This window comes from Bradyrhizobium sp. MI1.3 (assembly GCF_055811695.1).
In genome coordinates this window covers 35178-58728 of record NZ_JBVVPQ010000012.1, presented here as the reverse complement: position 1 = coordinate 58728, position 23551 = coordinate 35178, and the positions used below count along the sequence as shown (strand labels likewise).

At 64.5% G+C, this 23551-nt stretch carries 22 protein-coding genes and 1 pseudogene; 6 read left to right on the top strand and 17 right to left on the bottom strand.

Features of this window, described 5'->3' with window-relative positions; translation table 11 throughout:
• Positions 1 to 122 precede the first annotated feature (122 nt).
• The 8 genes from AC0L3A_RS11400 to AC0L3A_RS11365 form a co-directional block, all read right to left on the bottom strand.
• Positions 123 to 1478, bottom strand: a complete 1356-nt coding sequence (locus AC0L3A_RS11400; RefSeq protein ID WP_007596220.1) for an esterase-like activity of phytase family protein — start codon at positions 1476 to 1478, stop codon at positions 123 to 125.
• 84 nt (positions 1479 to 1562) lie between these two features.
• A complete protein-coding gene (locus tag AC0L3A_RS11395) occupies positions 1563 to 2009 on the bottom strand; it encodes a DUF6130 family protein (protein ID WP_007596219.1) in 447 nt (148 codons plus the stop codon).
• A 21-nt stretch (positions 2010 to 2030) separates the two neighbouring features.
• Positions 2031 to 3035 (bottom strand): alpha/beta fold hydrolase, encoded by a 1005-nt coding sequence (locus AC0L3A_RS11390; RefSeq protein WP_007596218.1) that lies wholly within the window; start codon positions 3033 to 3035, stop codon positions 2031 to 2033.
• Between the two features lie 50 nt (positions 3036 to 3085).
• A complete protein-coding gene (locus tag AC0L3A_RS11385; protein WP_007596217.1) occupies positions 3086 to 4054 on the bottom strand; it encodes an MBL fold metallo-hydrolase in 969 nt (322 codons plus the stop codon).
• Positions 4055 to 4187: 133 nt separating this feature from the next.
• Positions 4188 to 5087, bottom strand: coding sequence for a carbohydrate ABC transporter permease (locus AC0L3A_RS11380; RefSeq protein ID WP_007596216.1), 900 nt, complete (start codon positions 5085 to 5087; stop codon positions 4188 to 4190).
• The gene (locus AC0L3A_RS11375) at positions 5080 to 6036 is read right to left on the bottom strand and encodes a carbohydrate ABC transporter permease (RefSeq protein ID WP_007596214.1); all 957 of its coding nucleotides are present in this window, start codon (positions 6034 to 6036) and stop codon (positions 5080 to 5082) included. Before AC0L3A_RS11375 ends, AC0L3A_RS11380 begins: the two co-directional genes overlap by 8 nt.
• Before the next feature lie 140 nt (positions 6037 to 6176).
• Entirely contained in the window at positions 6177 to 7520 is a 1344-nt protein-coding gene (locus AC0L3A_RS11370; RefSeq protein WP_007596211.1) for an ABC transporter substrate-binding protein, read from the bottom strand.
• An 87-nt stretch (positions 7521 to 7607) separates the two neighbouring features.
• Positions 7608 to 8651 carry a C-terminal binding protein gene (locus AC0L3A_RS11365; RefSeq protein WP_007596209.1) on the bottom strand — a complete coding sequence of 348 codons (1044 nt, stop codon included), beginning with the start codon at positions 8649 to 8651 and terminating at the stop codon, positions 7608 to 7610.
• A 251-nt stretch (positions 8652 to 8902) separates the two neighbouring features.
• On the opposite strand from AC0L3A_RS11365, the gene AC0L3A_RS11360 reads away from it, so the two are divergent.
• On the top strand, positions 8903 to 10588 hold the full coding sequence (locus AC0L3A_RS11360; RefSeq protein WP_007596208.1) for a methyl-accepting chemotaxis protein: 1686 nt from the start codon (positions 8903 to 8905) through the stop codon (positions 10586 to 10588).
• Positions 10589 to 10708: 120 nt separating this feature from the next.
• Here the strand turns inward: AC0L3A_RS11360 and AC0L3A_RS11355 are convergent, their stop codons facing one another.
• Both AC0L3A_RS11355 and AC0L3A_RS11350 read right to left on the bottom strand, forming a co-directional pair.
• On the bottom strand, positions 10709 to 11686 hold the full coding sequence (locus AC0L3A_RS11355) for a Bug family tripartite tricarboxylate transporter substrate binding protein (protein ID WP_219681667.1): 978 nt from the start codon (positions 11684 to 11686) through the stop codon (positions 10709 to 10711).
• Positions 11687 to 11783: 97 nt separating this feature from the next.
• Entirely contained in the window at positions 11784 to 12719 is a 936-nt protein-coding gene (locus AC0L3A_RS11350) for a DMT family transporter (protein ID WP_007596204.1), read from the bottom strand.
• A gap of 105 nt (positions 12720 to 12824) precedes the next feature.
• Between AC0L3A_RS11350 and AC0L3A_RS11345 the strand changes: the two genes are divergently transcribed.
• Positions 12825 to 13214 (top strand): DUF1330 domain-containing protein, encoded by a 390-nt coding sequence (locus tag AC0L3A_RS11345; protein ID WP_007596202.1) that lies wholly within the window; start codon positions 12825 to 12827, stop codon positions 13212 to 13214.
• Between the two features lie 55 nt (positions 13215 to 13269).
• Here the strand turns inward: AC0L3A_RS11345 and AC0L3A_RS11340 are convergent, their stop codons facing one another.
• Together AC0L3A_RS11340 and mgtA are read right to left on the bottom strand one after the other, a co-directional pair.
• On the bottom strand, positions 13270 to 14202 hold the full coding sequence (locus tag AC0L3A_RS11340; protein ID WP_007596200.1) for a DMT family transporter: 933 nt from the start codon (positions 14200 to 14202) through the stop codon (positions 13270 to 13272).
• A 153-nt stretch (positions 14203 to 14355) separates the two neighbouring features.
• Positions 14356 to 16861: pseudogene (gene mgtA / locus AC0L3A_RS11335) on the bottom strand (magnesium-translocating P-type ATPase).
• A 405-nt stretch (positions 16862 to 17266) separates the two neighbouring features.
• Here mgtA and AC0L3A_RS11330 point away from each other — a divergent pair.
• Positions 17267 to 18559: an adenylosuccinate synthase gene (locus AC0L3A_RS11330; RefSeq protein ID WP_007596197.1), complete on the top strand. Its 1293-nt coding sequence runs from the start codon at positions 17267 to 17269 to the stop codon at positions 18557 to 18559.
• 37 nt (positions 18560 to 18596) lie between these two features.
• Complete coding sequence (locus AC0L3A_RS11325; protein ID WP_007596195.1) at positions 18597 to 20222, top strand: hypothetical protein; 1626 nt, start codon at positions 18597 to 18599, stop codon at positions 20220 to 20222.
• A gap of 157 nt (positions 20223 to 20379) precedes the next feature.
• Here AC0L3A_RS11325 and AC0L3A_RS11320 read toward each other — a convergent pair whose 3' ends face one another.
• The 3 genes from AC0L3A_RS11320 to AC0L3A_RS11310 all read right to left on the bottom strand — a co-directional run bounded on the left by AC0L3A_RS11320 (position 20380) and on the right by AC0L3A_RS11310 (position 21420).
• Positions 20380 to 20649: a hypothetical protein gene (locus AC0L3A_RS11320; protein WP_245285936.1), complete on the bottom strand. Its 270-nt coding sequence runs from the start codon at positions 20647 to 20649 to the stop codon at positions 20380 to 20382.
• A gap of 260 nt (positions 20650 to 20909) precedes the next feature.
• Positions 20910 to 21137 carry a hypothetical protein gene (locus tag AC0L3A_RS11315; RefSeq protein WP_007596192.1) on the bottom strand — a complete coding sequence of 76 codons (228 nt, stop codon included), beginning with the start codon at positions 21135 to 21137 and terminating at the stop codon, positions 20910 to 20912.
• A gap of 37 nt (positions 21138 to 21174) precedes the next feature.
• Positions 21175 to 21420 carry a cysteine rich repeat-containing protein gene (locus tag AC0L3A_RS11310; protein WP_007596191.1) on the bottom strand — a complete coding sequence of 82 codons (246 nt, stop codon included), beginning with the start codon at positions 21418 to 21420 and terminating at the stop codon, positions 21175 to 21177.
• A 143-nt stretch (positions 21421 to 21563) separates the two neighbouring features.
• On the opposite strand from AC0L3A_RS11310, the gene AC0L3A_RS11305 reads away from it, so the two are divergent.
• Positions 21564 to 21989, top strand: coding sequence for a DUF5413 family protein (locus AC0L3A_RS11305; RefSeq protein ID WP_007596190.1), 426 nt, complete (start codon positions 21564 to 21566; stop codon positions 21987 to 21989).
• Positions 21990 to 22050: 61 nt separating this feature from the next.
• Positions 22051 to 22608 (top strand): DUF4112 domain-containing protein, encoded by a 558-nt coding sequence (locus AC0L3A_RS11300; RefSeq protein ID WP_088941332.1) that lies wholly within the window; start codon positions 22051 to 22053, stop codon positions 22606 to 22608.
• A gap of 79 nt (positions 22609 to 22687) precedes the next feature.
• Here AC0L3A_RS11300 and AC0L3A_RS11295 read toward each other — a convergent pair whose 3' ends face one another.
• Positions 22688 to 22981 (bottom strand): hypothetical protein, encoded by a 294-nt coding sequence (locus AC0L3A_RS11295; RefSeq protein WP_007596188.1) that lies wholly within the window; start codon positions 22979 to 22981, stop codon positions 22688 to 22690.
• A 211-nt stretch (positions 22982 to 23192) separates the two neighbouring features.
• The gene (locus AC0L3A_RS11290; protein WP_007596187.1) at positions 23193 to 23357 is read right to left on the bottom strand and encodes a DUF3309 family protein; all 165 of its coding nucleotides are present in this window, start codon (positions 23355 to 23357) and stop codon (positions 23193 to 23195) included.
• Positions 23358 to 23551: the final 194 nt, after the last annotated feature.

Here is a 23551-nt window from a genome sequence, read left to right as displayed (position 1 = left end):
CCCCGCCGCGCGGTGGGGGGGCTCCCCCATCGCCGGGGTGTCTCCCTATACACGGGGGGGCCGTGTTTTTTTGTTTTGCGCCGGGGCCGGCGGGCCCATGACTGTGTTGAAAGAGCGTCAGCTTACTTCGCCTTCAGGAAATCCGCGACATCGAGCAGCATGAACTCGTCGTCGTCGGCCTTGTTGGGATCGCGGCTGGACGAGAACGGCAGATTGTTGTCGTTGCCGACGATGATGTGGGTTTCGTCGACACGATCGACGTTCTCGATGGTGAAGAACGGGAAGGTGTAGACGCCATCATTGAGCGGCTTCTTCGCCTTGTTGTCGGGATCTCTGATCTTCAGGAGGTCGATGTAGCCGATCTTGCGCACGGGCTTGCCGACATTGGCGTCGGTGAGCTCGATCTTGTAGACGCGCTTGAACTTGGCGACGTCGGGGAAGCAGTTCTCGCCGCGGGTGCCTTGCGGGCAGGCCTTGTCGGGCGTGCCTTCGCCGTTGTCGCGCTCGATGATCAGACCGCTCGCCCGGTCGATCATGTTGAAGTCGCCGATGGCATTGCCGTTCTGCTCGAAGACATACTGCCAGTAGCGGCCAGTGAACTTTTCCGCGGCGACGTCGAATTCGAGGATGCGCGAGGCTTCCTTGCCGTCGACCTTCTCCCAGTCTTTCTTGTCGGCGTCCCACAGCGGCCCCTCGAGCAGGCCGTAGAGAAACTTGCCGTCTTTCGAGGAGGCGAAGCCCTCATAACCCTTGGAGCGCCGCAGGTTGACGTTGGTGTAGGTCGCGCCCGGCGCGCCCGGGGTCGTCACCGCCCAATGATCCGGCGAGCGCACCGGCTTGCCGTCGGCAACCGTCTCGAACAGCCCGAGGATCTTGCCTGATTTGTCGGCCTCCAGGATATAGGGGCCGAATTCGTCGCCGATCCAGAAGGTGTCGCCGATGATCTGAAAACCTTCGGTGTCGAAGTCGGAGCCGGTGAGATAGCGCTTCTCGGTATCTTCATGCACGATGCGGAACGGCACGCGTCTGTCGGGGTCGTGCAGGAACACGGTCTCCAGCCGCTCGATCTTGCCACCGGCCCAATCCATCTTGTAGCGGTTGAGGTACAGCATGGAATCCGGCGAATTGGCGCGCGCGCCCATGCCGTTGTCGGTGACGACCCAGAAGGTGCCGTCGCCCATCGACTTGATGCCGGAATGGCCTTGCAGCGGCTGGCCCTTGAACGGCAGCGACAAGCCGGTCGCCCGCTCATAGGACTTGCCCATCACCGTGCCGAGCGCGTCGACGCGCTTTCCGGTGGTGTATTTGCCGGAGGTCTTGAGATCGGCGGGCGCATCAGCCGGCGCGTCGATGAACGTGGCGGCCGGCATCACGACGTGGCCGGCGAGCCTGGCCGGGAATTCGCCTTCGCTCTGCGCGAGCGCGGAGCTCGCGGTGAGAATGATCGTTGCGACGGTGCCAAGAAAAGTCGCGCGCATGTGCGTCTCCTGTTAACGGAGGCCGTCTTATGCGGACCGCGCATTGCAGTTTTGTGAAACCGGGCCAAACGCCGCGGCCGACGGTCATTTTTTTAGCGGTGTGGGAATCTCAAAGCTGACGGACTTGCTGTCGATCACGTGGTGCGTCGGATCTGCCAGCTCCAACAGGACCTTGTGGGGTCCTGGCTTCAGTCCGACCACGATCACGGTCTCGCCACTGGCATCGACAAAATGCCACGGCGCATCGTCGACCGTGATATGGACGTGGCCAATGCGCGGCGATACGTCGAGCGCGCCCTTGCCAAACACCGGCACGACGCGGAGATTCTCCGTGGTGTACTGGATGAAGACGAGACCCTGCGCCAACTGGTCGGCGAGCGGCGGATCGACGATCAACCGCGCAGGCGCCTCATTTTCGATCGCGACCAGTGGCGATGGGCCGCGCACGTCTCTGGCGGTTTGGGCGACGGCGGCTGCTGCGAACAAGGTGGAGGCCGCCAGAACGGCCATGCAGTCGAGAGCGGCATACATGTCCGTTTCCTTCCGGACTGATCAGGCGATCTTGCGGGAGAGGAAGTTGCGGATCAATGGGACCATTTCGTCGAACTTGTCCTCGAGCGCGAAATGGCCGGTGTTGATGAGGTGAAACTCCACCTGGGGCAGGTCGCGTTTGTAGGGATGGGCGCCATCGGCCGGGAAGATGAAATCGTTCTTGCCCCAGACGATCAGGGTCGGCGGCTTGTGCTTGCGGAAGTAGGCCTGCACCGCGGGATACAGCGGCAAATTGGTCCGATAGTCGTAGAACAGGTCCATCTGGATTTCGCTGTTGCCGGGACGGTCGAGCAGTGCCTGATCCTGCACCCAGTTGTCGGGTGAAATCCGGCTGACGTCGGACATGCCGTCGGTGTACTGGAATTTCGTCGTTTCCAGCGTCACCAGCTTCATCAATGCTTGGCGGCTGGTGTCGGATCCGTCGGTCCAGTATTGCTTGATCGGATTCCAGAACTCCTTCAGCCCTTCATCATAGGCGTTGCCGTTCTGCACGATCAGGCCGCTGATGCGCTCTGGATTCTTGAGCGCCAGGCGCCAGCCCACGGGAGCGCCGTAATCCATGACATACATCGCATAGCGAGTGACGCCGAGCTGGTCGAGCAGGCCGCCGACAAGCTCGCCGAAACGGTCGAATGTGTACTTGAATGTCGCGCGCGGTGGCATCTCGCTCTGGCCGTAGCCGGGATAGTCGGGAGCGATCACATGGTACCTGTCGGCCAGTGCCGGGATCAGGTTGCGGAACATATGCGAGGAGGTCGGGAAGCCGTGCAGCAACAGCACAACGGGAGCGTCCTTCGGACCCGCCTCGCGATAGAAGATCTTGATCCCGTCGACGGTCTTGGTTCGATGATAAGTGACCGGATAGGCAGCGGCGGCGTGTTCGTCGCGCTCCGGCTTCGCGGATGCTGCCGTGGAAGCAACTGCGACAGCCGCTCCGGACAACCCAAGAACGAGACGGCGACGATCAAGGAGCGATGGCTTGGATGTGGTCTCTACGATTTTCATGTCAATGTCCTTTCAATACGATGAGTTCGTCGACGGCCGAGAGGGATTTTTCAAACGCCCTGATAGACCAGCCCGGTGAAGAAGCCGGGATCGATCACGAATTGCCCCCATATCGCGTCGAACGCCGCGGTCGGCTTCGCCGCAACGGTTTCATCCCGCGTTCGTCCCTGCTTCTTGAGGCGCGCGACGTTGTCGCGGATCCCGACGAGCATGTCGCGAAAGGCCTGGAATTCGGCCTTGTTGCCCACCGGCTTGCCATGCCCGGCGATGACGATCGTGTCCTTGTCCATCGCCGCGAGATTGGCGTCGCATGCAGCGATCATCCCGTCGATGCTGCCACCGGTCGAATAGTCGATGAACGGATAGATGCCGTTCCAGAACATGTCGGCGACATGAATGATATTGGCTTCTGCGAAGGTGACGGAGATGTCGCTGTCGGTGTGTGCGGGCCCGTAATACTTCAGGCCGATCGAGGTTCCGTTGAGCTTAAGCTCGCGGCTGTCGGCAAAGACTTCGCTGGGGATTCCGCCCGCGCCGAGCGGAAGGAAATTGTAGTCCCAGTCCTCGACCCGCTGCACTTCGGCAAGGTGTTTACGGGTGTTTTCCTGGGCAATGATCTTGGCGCCGGCTGCATGCAGCCATTCGTTGCCATCGGCATGATCGAAATGCCAGTGGGTGTTGACGAGATGGGTGACGGGATCGGCGCCGAGATCAGCCAGCGCTTTGGTGAGTTGTGGACGTGAGACGCGGATGCCCGCATCGATCAGGACTTTGCCGTCGGGCCCGGTCAGCACGGCAATGTTGCCGCCGGAGCCTTCCAGCACGGTGATGTTGTTTCGGAGCTTGTGCGTGACAATCGGCGATACCGCAGCACTGTCCTTGATCAGGCTGACGATGCCTCGCGCTTCTGCGTAGGCTTGCCTCGGGCTAAGCCATCCCGAAGCGCCGGACGCTGCGGCGCCGACGCAACACAGGCAGAAACCGCGTCGGGATAACGACGGGAGCTTTGGCGAACGCATGCAATTTTCGCTTTCTCGAGCGACAATCGACGGCGCCAATGATCGACCCCGCTGTCACGATGGAGCGTGGGGCCAATGCAGCAAGCAGTCTATCACGATAGCACGATCGACTGCGCTTGCGCTCAGCCGCGAGTTACTCCTTTACCGCGCCGGTCAGCGACGACACGTAGTAATCGACGAAGAGCGAGTAGAAGATCGCAACCGGCAGCGAGCCGAGCAGTGATCCCGCCATCAGCGCACCCCACTGGTAGACGTCGCCGGTGACGAGCTCGGTCAGGATCGCGACCGGCACCGTCTTGTTGGCGCCGCTCTGGATGAAGGCGAGTGCGTAGATGAACTCGTTCCAGGACAGCGTGAAGGAGAAGATGCCGGCCGAGATCAGGCCGGGCACCGCCAGCGGTAGCGTGATCCGGCGCAGGATCTGGAGCCGTGTGGCGCCATCCACCAGCGCGCATTCCTCGAGTTCGTAGGGGATCGACTTGAAATAGCCGATCAGGAGCCAGGTGCAGAACGGCACCAGGAAGGTCGGATAGACCAGGATCAGGGCAAGCGGGCTGTCGAACAGGCCGAACTGCACGACCACGGTTGCGAGCGGAATGAACAGAATCGACGGCGGCACGAGATAGGCGAGATAAATGCCGAGGCCCACATAGGGGCTGCCGCGGAAGCGCAAGCGCTCGATCGCGTAGGCGGCAAGCGTGCTCGCGATCAGCGACAGCGTGGTCGCGCCGACCGCAACCAACATTGTCGTCCACAGCCAGCGCGGATAGGCGGTGTCGAACAACAGGTGCTTGATGTGCGCCAGCGTCGGCGAGGAGATCCAGAATGGGTTGTGCTCCCGGTAGTTCATCAGCTCGGCGTTCGGCTTGAACGACGTGATCGCCATCCAGTAGAACGGAAACAGCAGGATCAGCACGAAGCAGCCGAGCGGCAGATAGATCATCATCAGTCGCCGCAGCCCGGAATCCCAGGCCATGGTGTCCGGCACAGCCTTCGCGTCGGCGACGGCCGGTTGCGCCACTGTATCAGTCATTGCTCTCTCCTTGCTGCCATTTGCGGCGCGCCAGGCCGAAATAAGAGAACAGCGTCGCGAACACCAGGAACGGGATCATCGACACCGCGATCGCCGCGCCCTCGCCGAGCTCGCCGCCGGCAATGCCGCGCTGGAAGGCAAGCGTGGCGAGCAGATGGGTCGAGTTGCCGGGGCCGCCACGGGTAATGGCGTAGACCAGCTGGAAGTCGGTGAAGGTGAAGATGATCGAGAAGGTCATGACGATGGCGAGGATCGGCATCATCATCGGGAAGGTAATGTAGCGGAAGCGCTGCCAGGCGCTGGCGCCATCCAGCATCGCCGCCTCGTAGAGCGAGGGCGAAATGGTCTGCAGGCCCGCCAGCAGCGAGATCGCGACGAAGGGAATGCCGCGCCAGATGTTGGCGGCGATCAGCGAGAAGCGCGCCGGCCAGGGCGAGCCGAGGAAGTCGATATTGCTCGTGCGCCAATGCAGCACATCGACCAGAAGGTAGGAGATGATCGAGAATTGCGGATCGTAGATCCACCAGAACGCCAGCGCCGAGAGCACCGTCGGCACGATCCAGGGCATCAGGATGATCGCACGCAACAGGCTCTTGAACGGAAAATGGTTGTTGAGCAGCAGCGCGAGCCAGAAGCCCAGCGCGAACTTCCCGAAGGTCGCGATCCCCGTGTAGACCACGCTGTAGAACACCGCGTTCCACCACAGGGAATCGGTGAGCAGATACTGGAAGTTCTCGAAGCCCACGAAGACGCCTTTTCTGCCGATCGTGGTGTCGGTGAAGGCGAGCCAGATGCCGAGGCCGAGCGGATAGGTCAGGAACACCGTAAGGAGCCCGATCGCGGGTGCGAGGCACATCACGATCAGGAAGGGCTTGTAGTCGAACAGGCGCACCAGCCAGGAGGGCTGCCGTCGTGCGAGTACGGGGGAGGAGAGGGTGGTCACGGACATCGGTCAGGCGTCCTGTTTTAGGCTGTCACCACATCCGTCATTGCGAGCGAAGCGAAGCAATCCAGTCTGTCTCCGCAGTTACAGTCTGGATTGCTTCGTCACTTCGCTCCTCGCAATGACGGTCGCTTTATCGTCGGGCGCTACTTCTGCCGCCGGAAGTACCGCTTGCAGCGCTGCTCGGCTTCCGCGGCCGCGGCTTCCGGCGTGGCAGCGCCGGTCGCGACGGACGCGAACATCTGAATCAGCACGTAGTCGGCGCTGACGGCGCCGGTCGCGGTCGAGATCGGGCCCGCGTAGCCGTCGTAATAGGTGCTGTTCATCGTGTTCTTGAACAGCTTCACTTTGGGATCCTGCGACCACACGGCCGCTTCGGCATAGGCCGCGAGCGGCTGGGCCCAATAGCCGGAATTGGCGTTGAGCCACGGCTCGTACTGGTCCTTTTCCAGCATGTATTGCAGGAAGGCCTTTGCGGCGTTGGGATACTGGCTGTGCTTGAACACCATGGCGTTCAGCGTCAGGCCCGCCATCGGCGACACCTTGGCCAAGCCTTTCGGCAGCAACTGATGCTCGCTGTCGTCGGCGATCGCCTTGGTCGCCGGATCGTTCTTCAGCGAAAAATACAGCGAGACGCCGTTGGCGGTCAGCGCGATCTCCTGCGCAGCGTAGGCGCGGTTGTTGCTGACGTCATTCCAGGACGTCGTGCCGGCGATGAAGGTCGGGTAGAGCTGCTTGACCCAGTTCAGCGCGGCGATCGTCTCCTTGCTGTTGATGATGACGTTGCCCTCTTCGTCCAGCAGGGCCGCGTTGTGCGACCATAGCGCCCAGCTTGCGAAGCCGTTGCCGTCCCCCTTGGCATTGCCGAGGGCGAAGCCCGCCGGCTTGCCGGCCTTCTGGAGCTTCTGGCACAGGTCGAGGATTCCGGCATGGTCTTCCGGCACCTTGTCGAAGCCGACCGATTGCAGGATCGACTTGCGATAGATCACGGGACCCGCGGTGGCTCCGAACGGCAGCCCGATCCAAATGGGGCTCTTGTTCTTCTTGCCGTAGCGCTGCGCCAGCGGCAGCCAGCCGCCGTACCGTTTGCCGAGGTAGTCGGCCACATCGGTCAGCTCGATCAGCTTGTCGACGTAAATGTGCGGTGCGTCGGAGAAGCCGATGATGATGTCGGGACCGGCGCCGGAATTCGAGGTCACCGCGGTTTGCTGGTTGATGTCCTCCCAGCCGACGAAATCGACCTTGACCTCGACGCCGGTCTCCTTGGTGAATTTCGCCGCATTGGCGCGGAACACATCCTCGTCGGCCTGGACGAAACGTACCGGTCGCAGCATGCGCAGGGATGCGCCTTTCTCGATCGGCAGTTTCGGTGCGGGGACGTCCGCGGCCTTGATCGTGGATTGGGCATTCGCCGGAGCACCGGTTGCCGCGATTGTCGCAGCGGACAGGCCCAGCGCCAAGGCATCACGACGTGTGATGTCGTTCCTCATCGGTTCCTCCCTATGTTTTTCCCTTCCCGGCGTTGATCGCCGGTGAAGGGTCTTTCCGGTTGCCGGCGCGCCTTCGCGGCCGCCCGCCTAGCTGTTCGGGCCGCGGTCCATGCTGACAGGTTGCCAGCGGCGGAGCGCGGTGTCTTGCAGCACCGACGGATTGACGCAGCTTACCGGCCACATGCCCTGAAGCACCAGTGACAATTCGTAGCCCACCCGGCGCTTGCGCGCCTCGTCGAACCGTGCCGAGGCGGAGGCGACGTGGGCGGTCAGGGTCACATTCTCCATGCCGAGGATGGGGTTGTTGTGCGAGGGCGGCTCCTTCTCCAGCACGTCGAGGGCGGCATGGGCAATCCAGCCCTCCTGAAGCGCCTTGATCAAGCCTTCCTCGTCCACGGTGGCGCCGCGACCGGTGTTGATGAAGACCGAGCCCTTCTTCATCTGCCGGAAGTGCTTCTCGGTGAGCATGTGATGCACCTCGGGCCGGGCGGGGGCGTGCATCGAGACGAAGTCGGATTGCGACAACACCTCGTTCAGCGTCGCCGGAATCACGCCGTGGTCGGACATCAGTGTTTCCTGGATGAAGGGATCGTAGGCCATCATCCGCAGGCCGAAGGGAGCTGCGCGTTTCGCAACTGCACGCGCGACGCGGCCGAACGAGATGAAGCCGAGCGTCTGGCCCATCAGCCGCGGAATCTTCGACAATGCCGGCCGGCCCTCGGCCCAGCGGCCGCTGCGCACCATCCGGTCCTGCTCGACCGCCCGCCGGAAGCCCGCGAGCAGCAGCATCATGGCGTGGTCGGCGACCTCCTCGATGAAGGTGTCGGGGATGTTGGTGACGGGAATGCCACGCGCGGTCGCGGCCTTGATGTCGACGCTGTCGACGCCGACCGAGCCGAGCGTAATGACCTTGCAGGTCTCCAGCGCGTCGATAATGGTCTTGGTGATCGGGATGCCCTTGGCGTAGATGGCGTCCGCAGTCTTGGCGGCGGCGATGAACCCGGCCTCGTCGGCCGGCGCCTCGACGATCTCGGCGTCGATCGGATCGAGCGCCTCACGCTCGTAGGAATAATCGCTGCTCGCGACCGTGAAGCTCGCGCCCTTCGGCGTCACCACCCTGTATTTCGGCATTTCCTGCTCCCGATTTGGTTTCTTGTTGTGACCCGGACTTTGCGCGAGTCTTTGCGTCTTTTACGCGAAATCGGGGCGGTTGCGTACAATCGGCGGTTGCCGTGGCGGCGATTGTGCGACGGCCCCGACGTTTCCTCCGTGCCTTTACGGGGCGCTCCGTAACAGGTTGCTAAGGGGTCGCCACTAAAAGTTGTTTCAATTGCGATCGATTCGCTCGTGCGTCCTTGTCCTTTTGTTGCCGGAGCCATCCCGTGAAATTGAGCAATCTGAAGATCGCCCCCAAGCTCGGCATTCTCGTCGGCGTCACCTTGTTCGGCCTGTGCATCTCCGGATTTCTCGCCGGCTATCTGATGAAGCGCGAGATGGTGAATGCACGCGTCGAGCAGACCAAGGCCATCGTCGAGGTTGCCCGCAACATGGCCCTCGCTCTCAAGAAACGAGTCGATGCCGGCGAAATGACGAAGGACGCGGCGATGGCCGAGTTTCGTCTGCTCGGCAACGCGATGACCTACGACAAGGGCGCGGGCTACCTCTTCGGCACTTCGTATGACGGCATCACGCAGCTTGCGCCCGACCCCAAGCAGGTCGGCCTGAACCGCATGAGCAATCTGACCAACGGTCGCAATCTTTCCAAGGAATGGATGGATGGCGTCAAGGCCAACGGCGAATTTCTGCTCTTCTACGAGTTCATGAAGCCCGGCCAGGAAACGCCGATCCGCAAGATCGGCTACGCGGTGGCCGTGCCCGGCTTCGACATGTATCTCGGCACCGGTGGCTATCTCGACGATATCGACGCCAAGATGGTCCCGATCTACTGGCTGCTCGGGCTTGCCATGCTCGGCATCGTCGTCGTCGCGGGCAGCGTCGCTTGGGGGCTTGGCCGCAGCATCAGCCGTCCCTTGGCGCTGCTCGGCGCCCGCATGAAGGATCTCGCCGAGGGCAAGCTTGAGGGCGACATTCCCGGCGTCGGCCGTGGCGACGAGGTCGGCGCAATGGCGTCGACCGTCCAGATCTTCAAGGACAACGCACTGCGCATTCGCGACCTCGAGAAAACCGAAGCCGATGCCAAGGATCGTGTCGCGGCGGAACGTCGCAGCGCGATGGAGGGTATCGCCAGCGATTTCGAACGCAGCGTCAACGGCATCGTCCGCTCGGTCTCCTCGGCCGCGACGGGCATGCAAGCCACGGCGCAATCGATGACCGCGACCGCCAGCGACGCCTCTTCGCGTGCGGCGACCGTCGGCGCGGCCTCGCAGAGAGCGTCGGGCAATGTCGGCACGGTCGCCGCGGCTGCCGAAGAGCTGTCGAGCTCGGTTGCGGAAATCTCGCGCCAGGTCACCCGCTCGACCGAAGTGGCGAGCCGCGCCGTCAACGACGCCGAGCGCACCAATGCCACGGTGCAGGAACTCTCCACCGGCGCCGAGAAGATCGGCGAGGTGGTCAAGCTGATCCACTCGATCGCGGCGCAGACCAATCTGCTCGCCCTCAACGCCACCATCGAGGCGGCGCGTGCCGGTGAGTCCGGCCGCGGCTTCGCCGTCGTCGCTTCCGAGGTCAAGGCCCTCGCCAACCAGACCGCCAAGGCGACCGAGGAAATCTCCGCCCAGGTCGCGGCGATGCAGACTTCGACCAGCGATGCGGTCGCCGCCATCGGCGGCATCACCCAGACCATCGCCGAGATGAGCGAGATCACCGCGGGCATTTCCGCGTCGATCGAGCAGCAGGGCGAGGCGACCCGCGAGATCGCCCGCAACATCCAGTCGGTCGCGGCCGGATCGAACGAGATCAACGCCAATATCGGCAGCGTCACCTCGGCCGCGGAAGCGACCGGAACGGCGGCAAGCGACGTGCTCACCAACGCCCGCGAGCTCGACAGCCAGTCCGGCGCGCTGCGCAGCGCAGTCGACGGCTTCCTCGCCAAGGTGCGCGCGGCGTAAGGCTTGCACTGAATTCGTAAGGTGGGCAAAGACGCGAGGCGTCGTGCCCACCTTTTCTTTTTGAGTTCGCGGTAACTTCTCGGTGGGCACGCTTCGCTTTGCCCACCCTACGAGACCGCCCTACTGCTTCTCGATCCCCGCCTCGCGGATCAGCTTCTCCCACAACACCAGCTGTTCGTTCACGAACGTGCCGAGCTGTTCCGGCGTGCCTGAAAACGCGTCCATGCCGAGGGTGGCGAGCTGCGCCTTGATCTCCGGCTTCTCGACGATCTTCCGGATCTCGGCGTTGAGTCGCGTCACGATCTCCTTGGGCATGCCGGCGGGGCCGAAATAGCCCTGCCACGACGAGATGTCGAAGTCCGGCACGCCGGCCTCTTGCATCGAGGGCAGGTTCGGCACCAGCGACGAGCGGTCCTTTGTCGTGACGGCGAGCGCGCGTAGCGCGTTGCCCTGGACATGCGGCAGGCCGGTCAGGATGTCCACGAACATCATCGAGACGCGGCCGCCCATGACGTCGTTGAGCGCCGGCGGCGAGCTCTTGTAGGGCACGTGCAGGAGGTCGAGCCCGGCATTATGCGCAAAGGTCGCCCCCGACACGATCGCCGAGGACGAGCCCGAGGCGTAGCTCAGCTTGCCCGGATTGGCCTTGCCGTAGGCGATGAGCTCGCCGACCGTCTTGGCCGGCACCTCCGGGTGGATCACCAGCATGAAGGGCAGGTCGCCGGTGCGCGCGATCGGGGTGAAGTCCTTGACCGGATCGTAGGTCAGGCTCTTGAGCAGATAGGGATTGGCCGAATGCGTGGTGTTGGTGGTCACCAGCAGCGTGTAGCCGTCGGGCGCGGCGCGCGCGACATAGGTGGCGGCGATCATGCCGTTGGCGCCCGCCTTGTTCTCGATGACGATGCCGACGCCGAGGGCCTGCGACAAATGCTGCGAGATCAGCCGCGTCGTGGTGTCGGTGCCGCTGCCGGCCGCGAACGGCAGCACCAGCGTGATGTTGCGGCTCGGATAATTGTCGGCCTGCGCAGCGGATGCGCCAGCGAGACAAAGGGCGGCCGTGGCGATGGCACGCAGGTTTCGGATCAACGCTGAAAGCATGTCTGGTCGTTCCCTCTTTTTTCGTTGGCGGGGAACCTAGCGTCTCCTCGTCGAAATCGGAAGGCGCGAGTTTGTCGCCTCGTCTCGCGGTGCGGAATTACTTCACCGCAGACCCTTGGCGCGAGGCGATCACGACGCCGGCGAGCACCAGCAGGTAGCCGATCAGGTGGAACGGCTGGATCTTTTCGCCGAGCAGCAGGATCGCCATCGCCGAACCGAACACCGGCACCAGATGGAAGAACGGCGCGGCGCGGTTCGGGCCGATCAGCGCCACGCCCCGGTTGAAGAACAGATAGGCCAGCGTCGAGGGAAAAATCAGGATGTAGCCCAGCGTCGCCAGCGTCACCCCGTCGAGTTGCAGAACGCGGCCGCTCCAGGCTTCCCAGATCGCGGTCGGCAGCAGCATCGTCGCGCCGCAGCAGGTGGTGAAGGAGAGAAATGAGAGTTGGTGGATCTTCGGTCGCCGCGGGATGAAGGCAGAGTAGATCCCGAACGCCACCAGCGAGGAGGCGAACATGATGTCGCCCCTGTTGAAGCTGATACTCGCGAGCGCGGCGAGATCGCCGCGCAGGATGATGATCAGCACGCCGAGCAGCGAGATCCCGATGCCGGCGAGCTGCGCACCGGTCAGCCGCACGCCGAACAGCACCAGCGACCACAGCGCCACGAACAGTGGTCCGGCCGATTGGATCAGCAGCGCGTTCAGCGCCTCCGTGTACTGCATCGCCCAGTACGAGATCGCGTTGTTGAAGGCAAAGCCCACCAGCGACAGGAACAGCATCAGCGGCAGGCTCTTGCGCAAGTTCGGCCAGTCGCGCTTCAGATGCGGCCAGGCGAACGGCAGCAGGATCAGGAACACGCCGAACCAGCGGATCGTGGTCACCGTCAGCGGCGGCACATGCGCACCGACGTGGCGCGCGAGCACGATGTTGCCGGCCCAGAACAGCGAGCTCAGGCTGAGCAGCAGATAAGGCTGGTTGTTGAGCCAGCTGGCCGCATTGGAGGCGGGTGGCGCGGGCGAAGCGATCGTCATTGGCGTTCGACGCGAGCTTGCGCCGGATTTAAGTCGTGACACAAGTCACGCGGCCGCAATGCTACAATGCAGGCATGACCAGAGGAGGCGGCATTGGCGGTTAATATGTTGAACATCGACGGCCTGGATCGGCTCGATCGGCATGCACCGGTGGTGATGTTGAACCTGATGCGCTTCCACGCGCGCTCGGGCGACGGCGACGGTTCCGGCTGGGACGCCTATTTGCGCTACAGTGCGGTCACAGTGCCGATGATCAAGGCGCGCGGCGGCACGCTGCTCTGGACCGGCGACGCCAAGGCGGTCGCGCTCGGCCCGCAGCAGGGCAACGACTGGGATTTCGCGGCGCTGGTCTATTATCCCACGGTTGCGGCTTTCATCGACATGATGACGTCGGAGGCCTACGAGACCGAGGCCGATCCGCACCGCGTCAACGCCTGCGCCGAGCACGTCATCATTGCGACCAGCGAAGCGTACAGCAAGTTCAAGGTGAAGTAGCCTTGGCTGCCGCGCGGCACGGCGCTTTCCTTCTCCTACGACGGAGAAGGAGGACCTATGCCGCCTGCTTCCGTGACGCCACGAACACGCCGGCCAGCACCAGCGCGAAGCCGATGAAATGGAACGCCTGGGGGTGCTCGCCCAGAAACACCATTGCCATGATCGAGCCGAACACCGGCACGACATGGAAGAAGGGCGCGGCGCGGTTGGCGCCGATCAGCCGGACTCCGCGATTGAAGCAGAGATAGGCGAGCGTCGAGGGGAACACCGCGACATAGAACAGGGTCAGGAGGTTCGGCCCGTCGAGCTTCATCATGGGGCGCGCGGACAGCTCCCAGATCTCCAACGGAATGAGACAGGCAGCACCGCAGCCGAACGTGAAGGCGAGGAACGACAGGCCGTGCATCGGCGGCCGCTTCAAGGTCAGCACCGAATAGAGCGCGAAGATGATCAGCGCGACGACGAAGATGAGGTCGCCCTTGTTGAAATCGATATTCGACAGCGTGGTGAAATCGCCATGCAGCAGGATGATCAGCACGCCGCACATCGACAGCAGCACGCCGAAGGCCTGCGCCGCGGTAAGCCTGATACCGAGGATGGCGAGCGACCACAGCGCCACGACCAGCGGCGCGGCTGACTGAAGTAGCAGCGTGTTGAGCGCCTGCGTATGCTCCAGCGCCCAATATTGCAGCGTGTTGAAGGCGCCGATGCCGGTGATCGAGAGTGTGACCATCAGGCCGAGCTTGCCGCGGATCGCGGGCCAGTCCTGCGCAAGGTGTTTCCAGGCGAACGGCAGCACCAGCAGGAAGGCGAAGAACCAGCGCAGGAACGACAGCGTCACCGGCGGAATGTGACCGGCGGCGAGCCGTCCGACGATGGCATTGCCGGCCCAGCACAGCGCGGTGATGCTGAGCAGCAGGTAAGGCTGGTTGGCGATCCAGTTGTGGCCGGACGTGGCGGCGCCGGTGGTCTCGTCGGTGGCGGACATTGTGATCGTTGTGGCCCCGCGTCATGCGCCAAGCCTCCAGCCCGGCGGCACCCGGGCCGGTTCAGACCCGGCCCGTTCAAAGACACGGAAATCCGGCCGATATCAATGGCGCGAGGCGCATCGCGTCCATGCACGGCGGCGGCCGGAACCCGCTCAACCCTTCAGTCCGGCACGGATCGCAAACGGCTTCACCAGTTCGGCGCAGGCGAGATAGACGACAACCAGAACCGCGATGCCGGCCATCATGAGCGGTGGCGGCGCAACAAAGCCGAACCAGGCACCGAGCGGCGTGAAAGGCACCACCATCGCGACCAGCAAGGCGACCAGCGATGAGACGGACAGCACCGGATCGGGCCAGCTGCGCCACGGTCGGCCGTTGGTGCGAATGATGAAGATCACGAGGATCTGCGTCGCCATGGATTCGATGAACCAGGCGGTGCGGAATTCGTCCGGCGACGCTTGAAACAGCAGGATGAGGGCGCCGAAGGTCAGGAAGTCGAAGACCGAGGACAGCGGCCCCATGATCGCGGCGAAACGCACCAGCCGCGTCATGCTCCAGACCTGCGGCTGCGCGGTGGCCGCGCGCGAGACCTGGTCGAAGGGAATGCCGAGCTCGGAGAGATCGTAGAGCAGGTTGTTGAGCAGAATCTGCGTCGGCAGCATCGGCAGGAACGGCAGCGCCATCGAGGCGATCGCCATCGACAGCATGTTGCCGAAATTCGAGCTCGCGCCCATCCGGACATATTTCATGATGTTGGCGAAGGTGCGCCGGCCCTCTTCGACGCCGTCGGCAACGACTTCGAGATCCGAGGCGAGCAGGATGATGTCGGCGGCGGCCTGCGCCACGCCGGTCGCGCCTTCGACCGACAGGCCGATATCGGCGGCCTTCAGCGCCGGAGCGTCGTTGATGCCGTCGCCCAGGAAGCCGACCACCGCGCCGCCGGCCTGAAGGGCCTTCACGACGCGCGACTTCTGATCGGGCGCAAGCCGGCCGTAGGCGTCGGTCGATTGAACCTGGACCGCCAGTGCTTCGTCGCTGAGCTCGGCGATGTCGGCTCCCGATAGGACGCGGTCAGCGTTCAGCCCGACCAGGCCGGCGAGTCGCTTCACCACCACCGGATCGTCGCCCGACAGGATCTTCAGCGTGATGCCGGTTGCCGCGAGCCGTGCGATCGCGGCCGCGGCCGTCGGCTTCGGCGGGTCGGCGAAGGCGCAAAAACCTTCGAAGACGAGATCGGTCTCGTCGGCGGTCTCGACTTCGCGGGTTGCGCCGGTCCACGGGCGCGAGGCGATCGCAATGCTGCGTAGCCCTTCGCTCGCGAGCTCGTGCACGCGGGCGATCGCGCGGGTCCGGGCGCCGTCATCCATCACGCACAGCTCGAGCACCGCCTCAGGCGCGCCCTTGACGATGAGCAGCGCGCCTTCGGGACCGGTCGCGAGCACGGATCCCAGCCGCCGTGAAAAGTCGAACGCCTGCCTGCCGGCGAGGGTCCAGCCCTGTGCGGCATTCGACTGGCCGGCAACCAGCGCCGCGTCGAGCGAGCCGCGATCGCCGCCGAGTTTCGCGGCGATGGCGCCGAGCCGCGCGGCGCGGGCATCGTCCTTGCCGGCGGCATCGAGGCTCTTGGCCAGCGTGATCTCGGCCGAGGTCAGCGTGCCCGTCTTGTCCGTGCACAAGACGGTCATGGCGCCAAGATCGTGGATCGCGGCGAGGCGCTTGACGATCACCTTGCGGCCGGCCATGCGCAGCGCGCCGCGCGCCGCGCGACAGCGTCACCGTGGTGATCATCGGCAGCAGTTCCGGCGTCAGCCCGACCGCGAGGGCGACGGCAAACAGCAGCGAGTCCATTACCGGGCGGCCGAACACCACGCGGACGCTGAGCACGACCAGCACCAACGCCAGTGTGGCGCGCGCGATCACGAGGCCGAATTCGCGCAAGTCGCGTTCGAACGGCGAAGGCGTCTGGGCCTCGGCAAGCGCGGAGGCCGCCGCTCCGAACACGGTGTCGCGTCCGGTCCTGACGACGAGCGCGATCGCCTCGCCGGTTTGCGCGACGGCGCCGCGAAACAGTGCATTCGACGTGTCGTCCGGGTCGGTGATGGCACCGGCGCGCTTCTGTACCGGATAGGGTTCGCCGGTGAGCGCCGCTTCGCCCGCGGTGAAGGCTGTGCTCTCCAGGACGAGCGCGTCCGCGGGAATGATGTCGCCTGAACGGACGCGCAGGATGTCGCCCGGCACCAGCCGATCGACGTCGATCTCGCGGAAGTCGTTGTCACGTCTGACTTCGGCCTTGAGCGCAACCGATCGGCGGAGCACTTCCGCGGCCTGCAACGCATGGCCTTCCTGAACAGTGTCGAGCCCGATCGAGAGCGCGAGTATCAGGACAATGATGAGCCCGCCGATATCGTCGCCGGTGAGCATCGAGACGATGCCGGCAACCAGCAGAATCAGAGACAGCGGCTCCAGCAGCCGGCGCATGATCGCGCGCGCCGCCCCCTCGACGCGTGGCCGCGCGTCGCTGTTCGGCCCAAAGCGATCGAGGCGCTCGGAGGCGTCCGCGGCGGTCAGGCCGGTGAGGCCGCAGCCCAGTCGCTTGCATAATTGATCGGGTGAAAGATGCCAGAAGCGGTCGTCGGCGTGCGCTGGACTGTCCGACAAGCAAGGCCCCCGATTCGAATTGTCTCGTCAGGCAAATGCCTCGAAATTCGGTGTAACCTGTTGACCTACCGCAATTTGGATGGCCGCGAGCGCCTGGCTTCGTTGGCATCTGCCGACTGAAACGACGTGCTGCAGGGCATTGACCTCGAGCTCGACCATTGCTGCGACCGCATCATCGAAGTGGTCGACGGCCGCATCCGGGCCTAACGTCGTAGAGCCCGTCCGACAAAGCGGATTTTTAGGGGATATCAAGGGCTTGGATAGCGCATTGGGCCCCGAAAAAGCCCCGTTCTTGCTTGCTTACAGAGGCTGCATCCTTTATCCGGTTGGCTGCCTCGCGTTCGAGCGGCCCCGGCCGTGATTGGGCTGGGCGCATCTAACAGATTGCATAGGGATTACCCGCGAATGGCCAATGTTGTCGTCGTCGGCGCCCAGTGGGGCGACGAAGGAAAGGGCAAGATCGTCGACTGGTTGTCGGAGCAGGCGGACATCGTCGTCCGTTTCCAGGGCGGCCATAACGCCGGCCACACGCTGGTGATCAACGGCAAGACCTACAAGCTGGCGCTGCTGCCCTCGGGCGTGCTGCGCGAGCAGAAGCTGTCGGTGATCGGCAACGGCGTCGTGTTCGATCCCGCCGCCTTCCTCGACGAGGTCACCAAGCTGCGGTCGCAGGGTGTCGCGGTCAGCCCGGACAATCTTCGGGTCGCCGAGAACGTCACCCTGATCCTGCCGCTCCATCGCGAACTCGACGCGCATCGCGAATCCGCCAATGCGGCGACCGCGATCGGCACCACCCGCCGCGGCATCGGCCCGGCCTACGAGGACAAGGTCGGCCGCCGTGCCATCCGCCTGATGGACCTCGCGGATCTCGACACGCTGCCGCACAAGATCGACCGGCTGCTGGCGCATCACAACGCATTGCGCCGCGGCCTCGGCCTGCCGGAGTTCGACGGCAAGGAGATCCTGAAGGAATTGACCGCGCTGGCACCTCAGCTGCTGCCTTATGCCGAGACCGTGTGGCGGTTGCTCGACATCGAACGGCGCGCCGGCAAGCGCATGCTGTTCGAGGGCGCGCAAGGCGCGCTGCTCGACGTCGATCACGGCACCTACCCTTACGTCACCTCGTCCAACACGGTGGCGGCGCAGGCCGCGACCGGCTCGGGGCTCGGCCCCGCCGCGGTCGGCTATGTGCTCGGCCTCTGCAAGGCCTATACGACCCGCGTCGGCCAGGGCCCGTTCCCGACCGAGCAGGACAACGAGACCGGCCGCAAAATCGGCGAGCGCGGCCGCGAGTTCGGCACCAATACCGGGCGCCCGCGCCGCTGCGGCTGGTTCGATGCGGTTCTGGTTCGCCAGGCGGTCCGGACCTGCGGCATCAACGGTCTGGCGCTGACCAAGCTCGACATTCTCGACGGCTTCGACACGATCGAGGTCTGCACCGGCTACAAGCTGGACGGCAAGGAGATCGATCATTTCCCGGCGGGCGAGGGGGCCCAGGCCCGGGTCGAGCCGATCTACGAGACCATCGAGGGCTGGAAGGAGCCGACCGCCAATGCGCGGTCCTGGGCCCAGCTGCCGGCCCAGGCGATCAAATATGTCCGCCGGATCGAGGAATTGGTGGGGTGCCCGGTCGCACTGCTTTCCACGAGCCCTGAACGCGAGGATACTATCCTGGTACAAAATCCGTTTGAGGCTTAACGATCTCTTACCGGGACGCGCGTATAATTGAGTAGAAATGGCTGATTACTATCCGCTGATCGCCCGCGCTATTGCCGCCCTGGACCCCAACGCTCCCGGCGAGAGCCGTCGCGCGCTCTACGAGCGGGCGCGCACGGCGCTGATCGCGCAGCTCCGCAGCGTGCAGCCGCCGCTCTCCGAATCCGAGATCACCCGCGAGCGGCTTTCGCTGGAAGAGGCCGTCCGCAAGGTCGAATCAGAGGCTGCCCAGCGTGCCCGCGAGGCCTCGCGCCCCGGTGGCAGCGCCCGCAGCAGCGGCAGCGGCGATGCCTTCCGCCGCGCCAGCACCCGCGCCACCGAGGGCAACGCGCCCGCGCCGCAAAGCGCTGCCCCGCCGCGCACCCGTCCGGCTCCGCCGCCGCCGCGCGCCGACCGGCCCTCCTTCAATGTCGATGACCAGGGCGACGCCCCGCGTGCGCCGCGGGCTCCGCGTTTCGACGCGCCGCGGCAGCCGGGTCCGTCGGCACCGCCGTCGATGCCAGAGCCTCCGCCGGCCGGACGTGATCGCGCCGGTGGGCGCCGTCCGCCCGACATGGGACCTCCGCCGCCGCTGCCGCCGGCACCGGGCGTGCGCGGCTTCCGCGACATCACGGCCGACGCCAACGATCTCGGCGGCGCCGCCGCGCAGGCCAACCGCGCGGCGCGCCGGACCTACGCCAACGTGCCCTCGCCCTCGCCGGAATTCGATCGGCTCGAGCCGAGCCTGGAAAATCGCGCCGCCGGAGCGGACGCGCCGTATTCCTACGACGAATCGATCGAGGAAGCTGAGCGCTACGCGCCGCAGTCGCAGCCGCCGCGTCCGCACATCCCCGTTCTCGACCGCGAACCGAAGAAGAAGCGCGCCCGCGCCCGCACCGGCTCCGTGTTTCCGTTCAAGAGCGCGATCGCCGTCGGCATCGTGCTGATCCTGGTCGGTGCCGGCATCCTGTGGGGCAAGCAACTGGTCCAGACCGCGACCAACCTGTTGAAGTCTTCGCCGACGCAAGTGGTGGAGGCGCCCAAGGATTCGTCTCAGCCGCAGAGCAAGCCCAAGATCCCGGATCGCGTCGGCCAGCCCTCGGCCAGCGACCAGCCGGTCGCGCCGGTGGCGCAGAAGGTCGTGCTCTACGACGAGGATCCATCCGATCCGAAGGGCAAGCAATATGTCGGCTCGGTGGTGTGGCGGCTCGAGCCGATCAAGGCGTCGGGCAACCAAAAGGCCGACGTCGCCGTGCGCGCCGACATCGAGATCCCCGATCGCAAGTTCAAGATGACGATGTCGTTCCGCCGCAACACCGACTCCTCGCTGCCGGCGAGCCACACCGCGGAGCTGACCTTCGTCCTGCCGGCGGACTTTTCAGGCGGCGGCGTCGCCAACGTGCCGGGCATCCTGATGAAGTCGAACGAGCAGGCACGCGGCACGCCGCTCGCAGGCCTCGCGGTCAAGGTCACCGACGGCTTCTTCCTGGTCGGCCTCTCCAACGTCGACGCCGACCGCAGCCGCAACGTCCAGCTCCTGAAGGAGCGCTCCTGGTTCGACGTGCCCCTGGTCTACGCCAACCAGCGCCGCGCCATCATCGCCATCGAGAAGGGCGCTCCCGGCGAGCGCGCCTTCAACGACGCCTTCGCGCAGTGGGGCGACTAGATCTCTACTCCGTGAGACCTCTGCATGGTTCGAGACGCCCGCCTCGGCGGGCTCCTCACCATGAGGGTTTGATATCTCGCCGCGAAACGAGACCTCATCCTGAGGGCCCGCCCCGTGGGCGGGCGTCTCGAAGGATGGCCGCAGGTACGCTCTCTCTCTATTGCGCCGTGGCTTCCCGCTTGCGCGATGTCGCGGCGGCGTGCTCGCGGTCCATCACGGCGCGGCAGCCGGGGCTGACCTGCGACCTGTTCCGTACCATGCAGGCGGTGATCCTGGGGATGTCGGGGATCTCACTGGAGCACAGCCGCATGGCATCGCCCGAGCACATCTGCTGCGCTTCGGACGAGAACGCGACGCCCGGCGAGGTCGGGATTGCGATGGTGGTGGCGAGGGCGAAGAGAGTTGCGATCGTCTGATTGCGTGTCATGCAGAATGCGTCCCCGAGTTCCGTGGGCTTGAGCCACTTGATTTTGGGGCGCCGCACGCGGCTTGACCTGCCGCATGTCTCAGCCATCACGCCGGGACCTCAATCCCGCATGTGGTTGCTCGATCTCTCGTGATGTTCGAATCGAAAAGTGCTGCGCCGCCCGAATCAAGTATGCGCCATTGTCGCGCGGCCGCAATGCCAAGCGAAAAGGAATTCGCAATTGTTGCGCGCACGTCACGCACAATGCGACTCGCATGCGATCAGATCAACCGATCGGAGGATGCGCTCGCTGGTTCCGCATCGCTTGCGCCAAGGGCTGCGTGCTCTTCGACCGCCGTAACGCCCTTTGCCGTGAGCTCGAACAGATCGCCGTCCTTCATCACGTAACCGTCGGCGATCAGCTCGCCTATCTTGCCGTGCCGGTCGTCGGCAAAGGCGATGGATTGGCTGATGTCCCTCAGGATCGAGAGCTGTTCGTCGCGCAACATGGCTTCACTCTCCGTTCGCCGGGGATGGTTCCGGTCCTCACATGCCGTGGCTCTGAAAGACCTTGCTGCAAGACCGCGACAGTTTGGCTCGGTTGGCTTGCAGGCAATTCTGCACCGCACCGTCATTGCCGAGGTCCTTGCGGCAGAAGCGCGAGGCGTCCCGCGAACAGGCTTGCTGCTCCTGCGGCGAACCCATATGGCCTTGTGCGAGAGCGGGCGCGTTCGACAGGCCGCTCACGGCCGTCAGCGCGATCGTCGCCAGGAAGAACAGTTTGCGGGACATCGGCGGCTCCAAATCTGACAGGTGAGTTTCAGGTCCTGTCTGAACTCGTCGCTATGCGGCTTGTTCCCAGGGCAGAGCCCGCGCCGCCGCTATTCAAGGTTCCTGCGGCGCTGCTATAACGGGGCGAAGGATGAGGGTGCCTGATGAAACGCTATCTCGTGTTTGCGCTGGTTGGCCCGTTCGTGGGCGGGTTCCTGCTGCTGCTGACGACGACCTATCAGTCCGGCTATTGGACCCAGACCAGTCTCGCTGAGGTCGGCAAGCTGTTCGCGGTGTTCTTCAAATCCCTGCAATACAGCTATCTGTTCGGCTTCCTGCCCTCGCTGATGATCGGGGCGGTCGACGACATCCTGGTCCACATCCGGCGGATCGGCCCGGTGCTGCGGATGCTGCTGGTCGGCGTGTTCGCCTTCATCCTGGCCTCGTTGACCTATAGCTCGCGCGGGCCGGACTCGGGCGCGGTGCAGTTCATCCTGTACGGCCTCGTCGGGTTCGTGCCGGCGGTGATTTCATCCTGGCTCGTGCACAGATATGTCGCGGAGCCGCAGCCGGCGGCGGCACCGACTTGAGGGCGCGACCTTCGATCACGCCGCAGCAACCTCCGCCGTGCTGGTGCGTTCCCTACAGGCCATGACCATGTCCGATGACGATATTCTTGCCCCGCGTCGATCCCATTCGGGAAGCCGCCCGGGTGCGGCCTCTTCGGGCAGCGAGGGGCGTGGGCCGATCATCGATCAGGACGGTCGTGAGATCCGGCCCGAAACACTGGAGCAGGGCTTTCGCGAGTTTCGCTTCGAGTTCGGCAAGGACAGTCCCTTCGCCGGCAACCCGTTCGGCAATCTGACGCGCGAGCAGCGGATCGCGCGGATCGAGGCGATCGCAAAGCTGCTCGACGTGGCCTTCGTGCTGCCCGGAACCAATATCCGCTATGGCATCGACGGCTTGATCGGACTGATCCCCGTCGTCGGTGACATCATCACCACCGCGATCTCGCTCTGGCTGGTGCGAGAGGCGAGGGCGCTCGGGGCGCCCTGGTACATCACCGCGCGCATGCTCGGCAATGTCGCCCTCGACGGCGTCGTCGGCATCGTCCCGTTCGCGGGCGACGCCTTTGACGTCATGTTCCGGGCCAACATGCGCAACGTGCGCCTGCTGCGCCGCTGGCTCGACAAGCAGCCGCGCATCTGACACTCCCGAAAATGCAAAAAGCGCGGCGGCCTTTCGGCCACCGCGCTTTCAGCGCACATCGGAGGTGCTTTACGAAAATTTACGCCGCGTCGGCGGCGTCGGTGCTGGCTTCCACCGGCTTGCGGTGACGGGGCAGCGGGAAGGCTTCGCTCTCATAGAGCGAACGGATGCCGTTCTGGTCGAAGCGCGCTTCCTCGACCTGAAGATAGGCGCCGTTCAGCGAGTCCGTCGGCAACTGCTCCATCGCGAACTGCACGGCTTCGGCCGCGGTGCCGAACCGGCGATAGGTGAAGCCTGCACGCTTCTTCTTGCGGATCGCAGCGGGGAAGAGTTCGGCGGAAGTGTTGAAGTTGAACGGACGCAATGGACGCATGGTCAAAGACCTCGTGATCTCTCTGGGGCTTTAAGCGCGTGGGGTTGGGACGGGCAGAGGCCACCATTGAGTGGGCGCCGCACATGTCATTTTCGTCCTCTAATATAGCTCGTTTTGACAAAATTGCGACCCCCGCGATGCGAGATGATGAATCCGCGCATGGCAGCTCCGCAACTCAGAAAATTGCAATAATATCAGTTGCTTGGATGGTTTATAGCTTGCCAAGGAGCAGCAGCACGAGCAGCACCACCAGGACGAGGCCGCCGATCCCCATGCCGGAATGACCCATTCCGTAGCCGTAGCCACCGATGCGGCCCGACAAGCCGCCGACGAGATAAATGATCACCAGGATGATCAGGATGGTCCCAAGCGTCATGGCATCCTCCCTGGCGGCCGCCGCAACGCCATGGCCGGCCGCACCACCAGGGAAGAAAAGCACATCGCGGCCCCCCGGGGGGGGGGGGGGGCCCCCGGGGGGGGGGGGGGGTGTTTGGGGGGGGGGGGGGGGGGGGGGGGTTGTTTTGGGTAAACCCACCGCGGGGGGCCCGGGGGGGGGGGGGGGGCGGGGGG

Bases quoted from the DNA above. Each gene is read 5' to 3' on its own strand.
- AC0L3A_RS11325 (WP_007596195.1), top strand. From the start codon at position 18,597: ATGGCTGATTACTATCCGCTGATCGCCCGCGCTATTGCCGCCCTGGAC.
- AC0L3A_RS11370 (WP_007596211.1), bottom strand. From the start codon at position 7,520: ATGAGGAACGACATCACACGTCGTGATGCCTTGGCGCTGGGCCTGTCC.
- AC0L3A_RS11330 (WP_007596197.1), top strand. From the start codon at position 17,267: ATGGCCAATGTTGTCGTCGTCGGCGCCCAGTGGGGCGACGAAGGAAAG.
- AC0L3A_RS11340 (WP_007596200.1), bottom strand. From the start codon at position 14,202: ATGTCCGCCACCGACGAGACCACCGGCGCCGCCACGTCCGGCCACAAC.
- AC0L3A_RS11395 (WP_007596219.1), bottom strand. From the start codon at position 2,009: ATGTATGCCGCTCTCGACTGCATGGCCGTTCTGGCGGCCTCCACCTTG.
- AC0L3A_RS11375 (WP_007596214.1), bottom strand. From the start codon at position 6,036: ATGTCCGTGACCACCCTCTCCTCCCCCGTACTCGCACGACGGCAGCCC.
- AC0L3A_RS11315 (WP_007596192.1), bottom strand. From the start codon at position 21,137: ATGTTGCGCGACGAACAGCTCTCGATCCTGAGGGACATCAGCCAATCC.
- AC0L3A_RS11290 (WP_007596187.1), bottom strand. From the start codon at position 23,357: ATGACGCTTGGGACCATCCTGATCATCCTGGTGATCATTTATCTCGTC.
- AC0L3A_RS11380 (WP_007596216.1), bottom strand. From the start codon at position 5,087: ATGACTGATACAGTGGCGCAACCGGCCGTCGCCGACGCGAAGGCTGTG.
- AC0L3A_RS11350 (WP_007596204.1), bottom strand. From the start codon at position 12,719: ATGACGATCGCTTCGCCCGCGCCACCCGCCTCCAATGCGGCCAGCTGG.
- AC0L3A_RS11385 (WP_007596217.1), bottom strand. From the start codon at position 4,054: ATGCGTTCGCCAAAGCTCCCGTCGTTATCCCGACGCGGTTTCTGCCTG.
- AC0L3A_RS11390 (WP_007596218.1), bottom strand. From the start codon at position 3,035: ATGAAAATCGTAGAGACCACATCCAAGCCATCGCTCCTTGATCGTCGC.
- AC0L3A_RS11305 (WP_007596190.1), top strand. From the start codon at position 21,564: ATGAAACGCTATCTCGTGTTTGCGCTGGTTGGCCCGTTCGTGGGCGGG.
- AC0L3A_RS11295 (WP_007596188.1), bottom strand. From the start codon at position 22,981: ATGCGTCCATTGCGTCCGTTCAACTTCAACACTTCCGCCGAACTCTTC.
- AC0L3A_RS11355 (WP_219681667.1), bottom strand. From the start codon at position 11,686: ATGCTTTCAGCGTTGATCCGAAACCTGCGTGCCATCGCCACGGCCGCC.
- AC0L3A_RS11400 (WP_007596220.1), bottom strand. From the start codon at position 1,478: ATGCGCGCGACTTTTCTTGGCACCGTCGCAACGATCATTCTCACCGCG.
- AC0L3A_RS11320 (WP_245285936.1), bottom strand. From the start codon at position 20,649: ATGACACGCAATCAGACGATCGCAACTCTCTTCGCCCTCGCCACCACC.
- AC0L3A_RS11310 (WP_007596191.1), bottom strand. From the start codon at position 21,420: ATGTCCCGCAAACTGTTCTTCCTGGCGACGATCGCGCTGACGGCCGTG.
- AC0L3A_RS11365 (WP_007596209.1), bottom strand. From the start codon at position 8,651: ATGCCGAAATACAGGGTGGTGACGCCGAAGGGCGCGAGCTTCACGGTC.
- AC0L3A_RS11300 (WP_088941332.1), top strand. From the start codon at position 22,051: ATGACCATGTCCGATGACGATATTCTTGCCCCGCGTCGATCCCATTCG.
- AC0L3A_RS11345 (WP_007596202.1), top strand. From the start codon at position 12,825: ATGTTGAACATCGACGGCCTGGATCGGCTCGATCGGCATGCACCGGTG.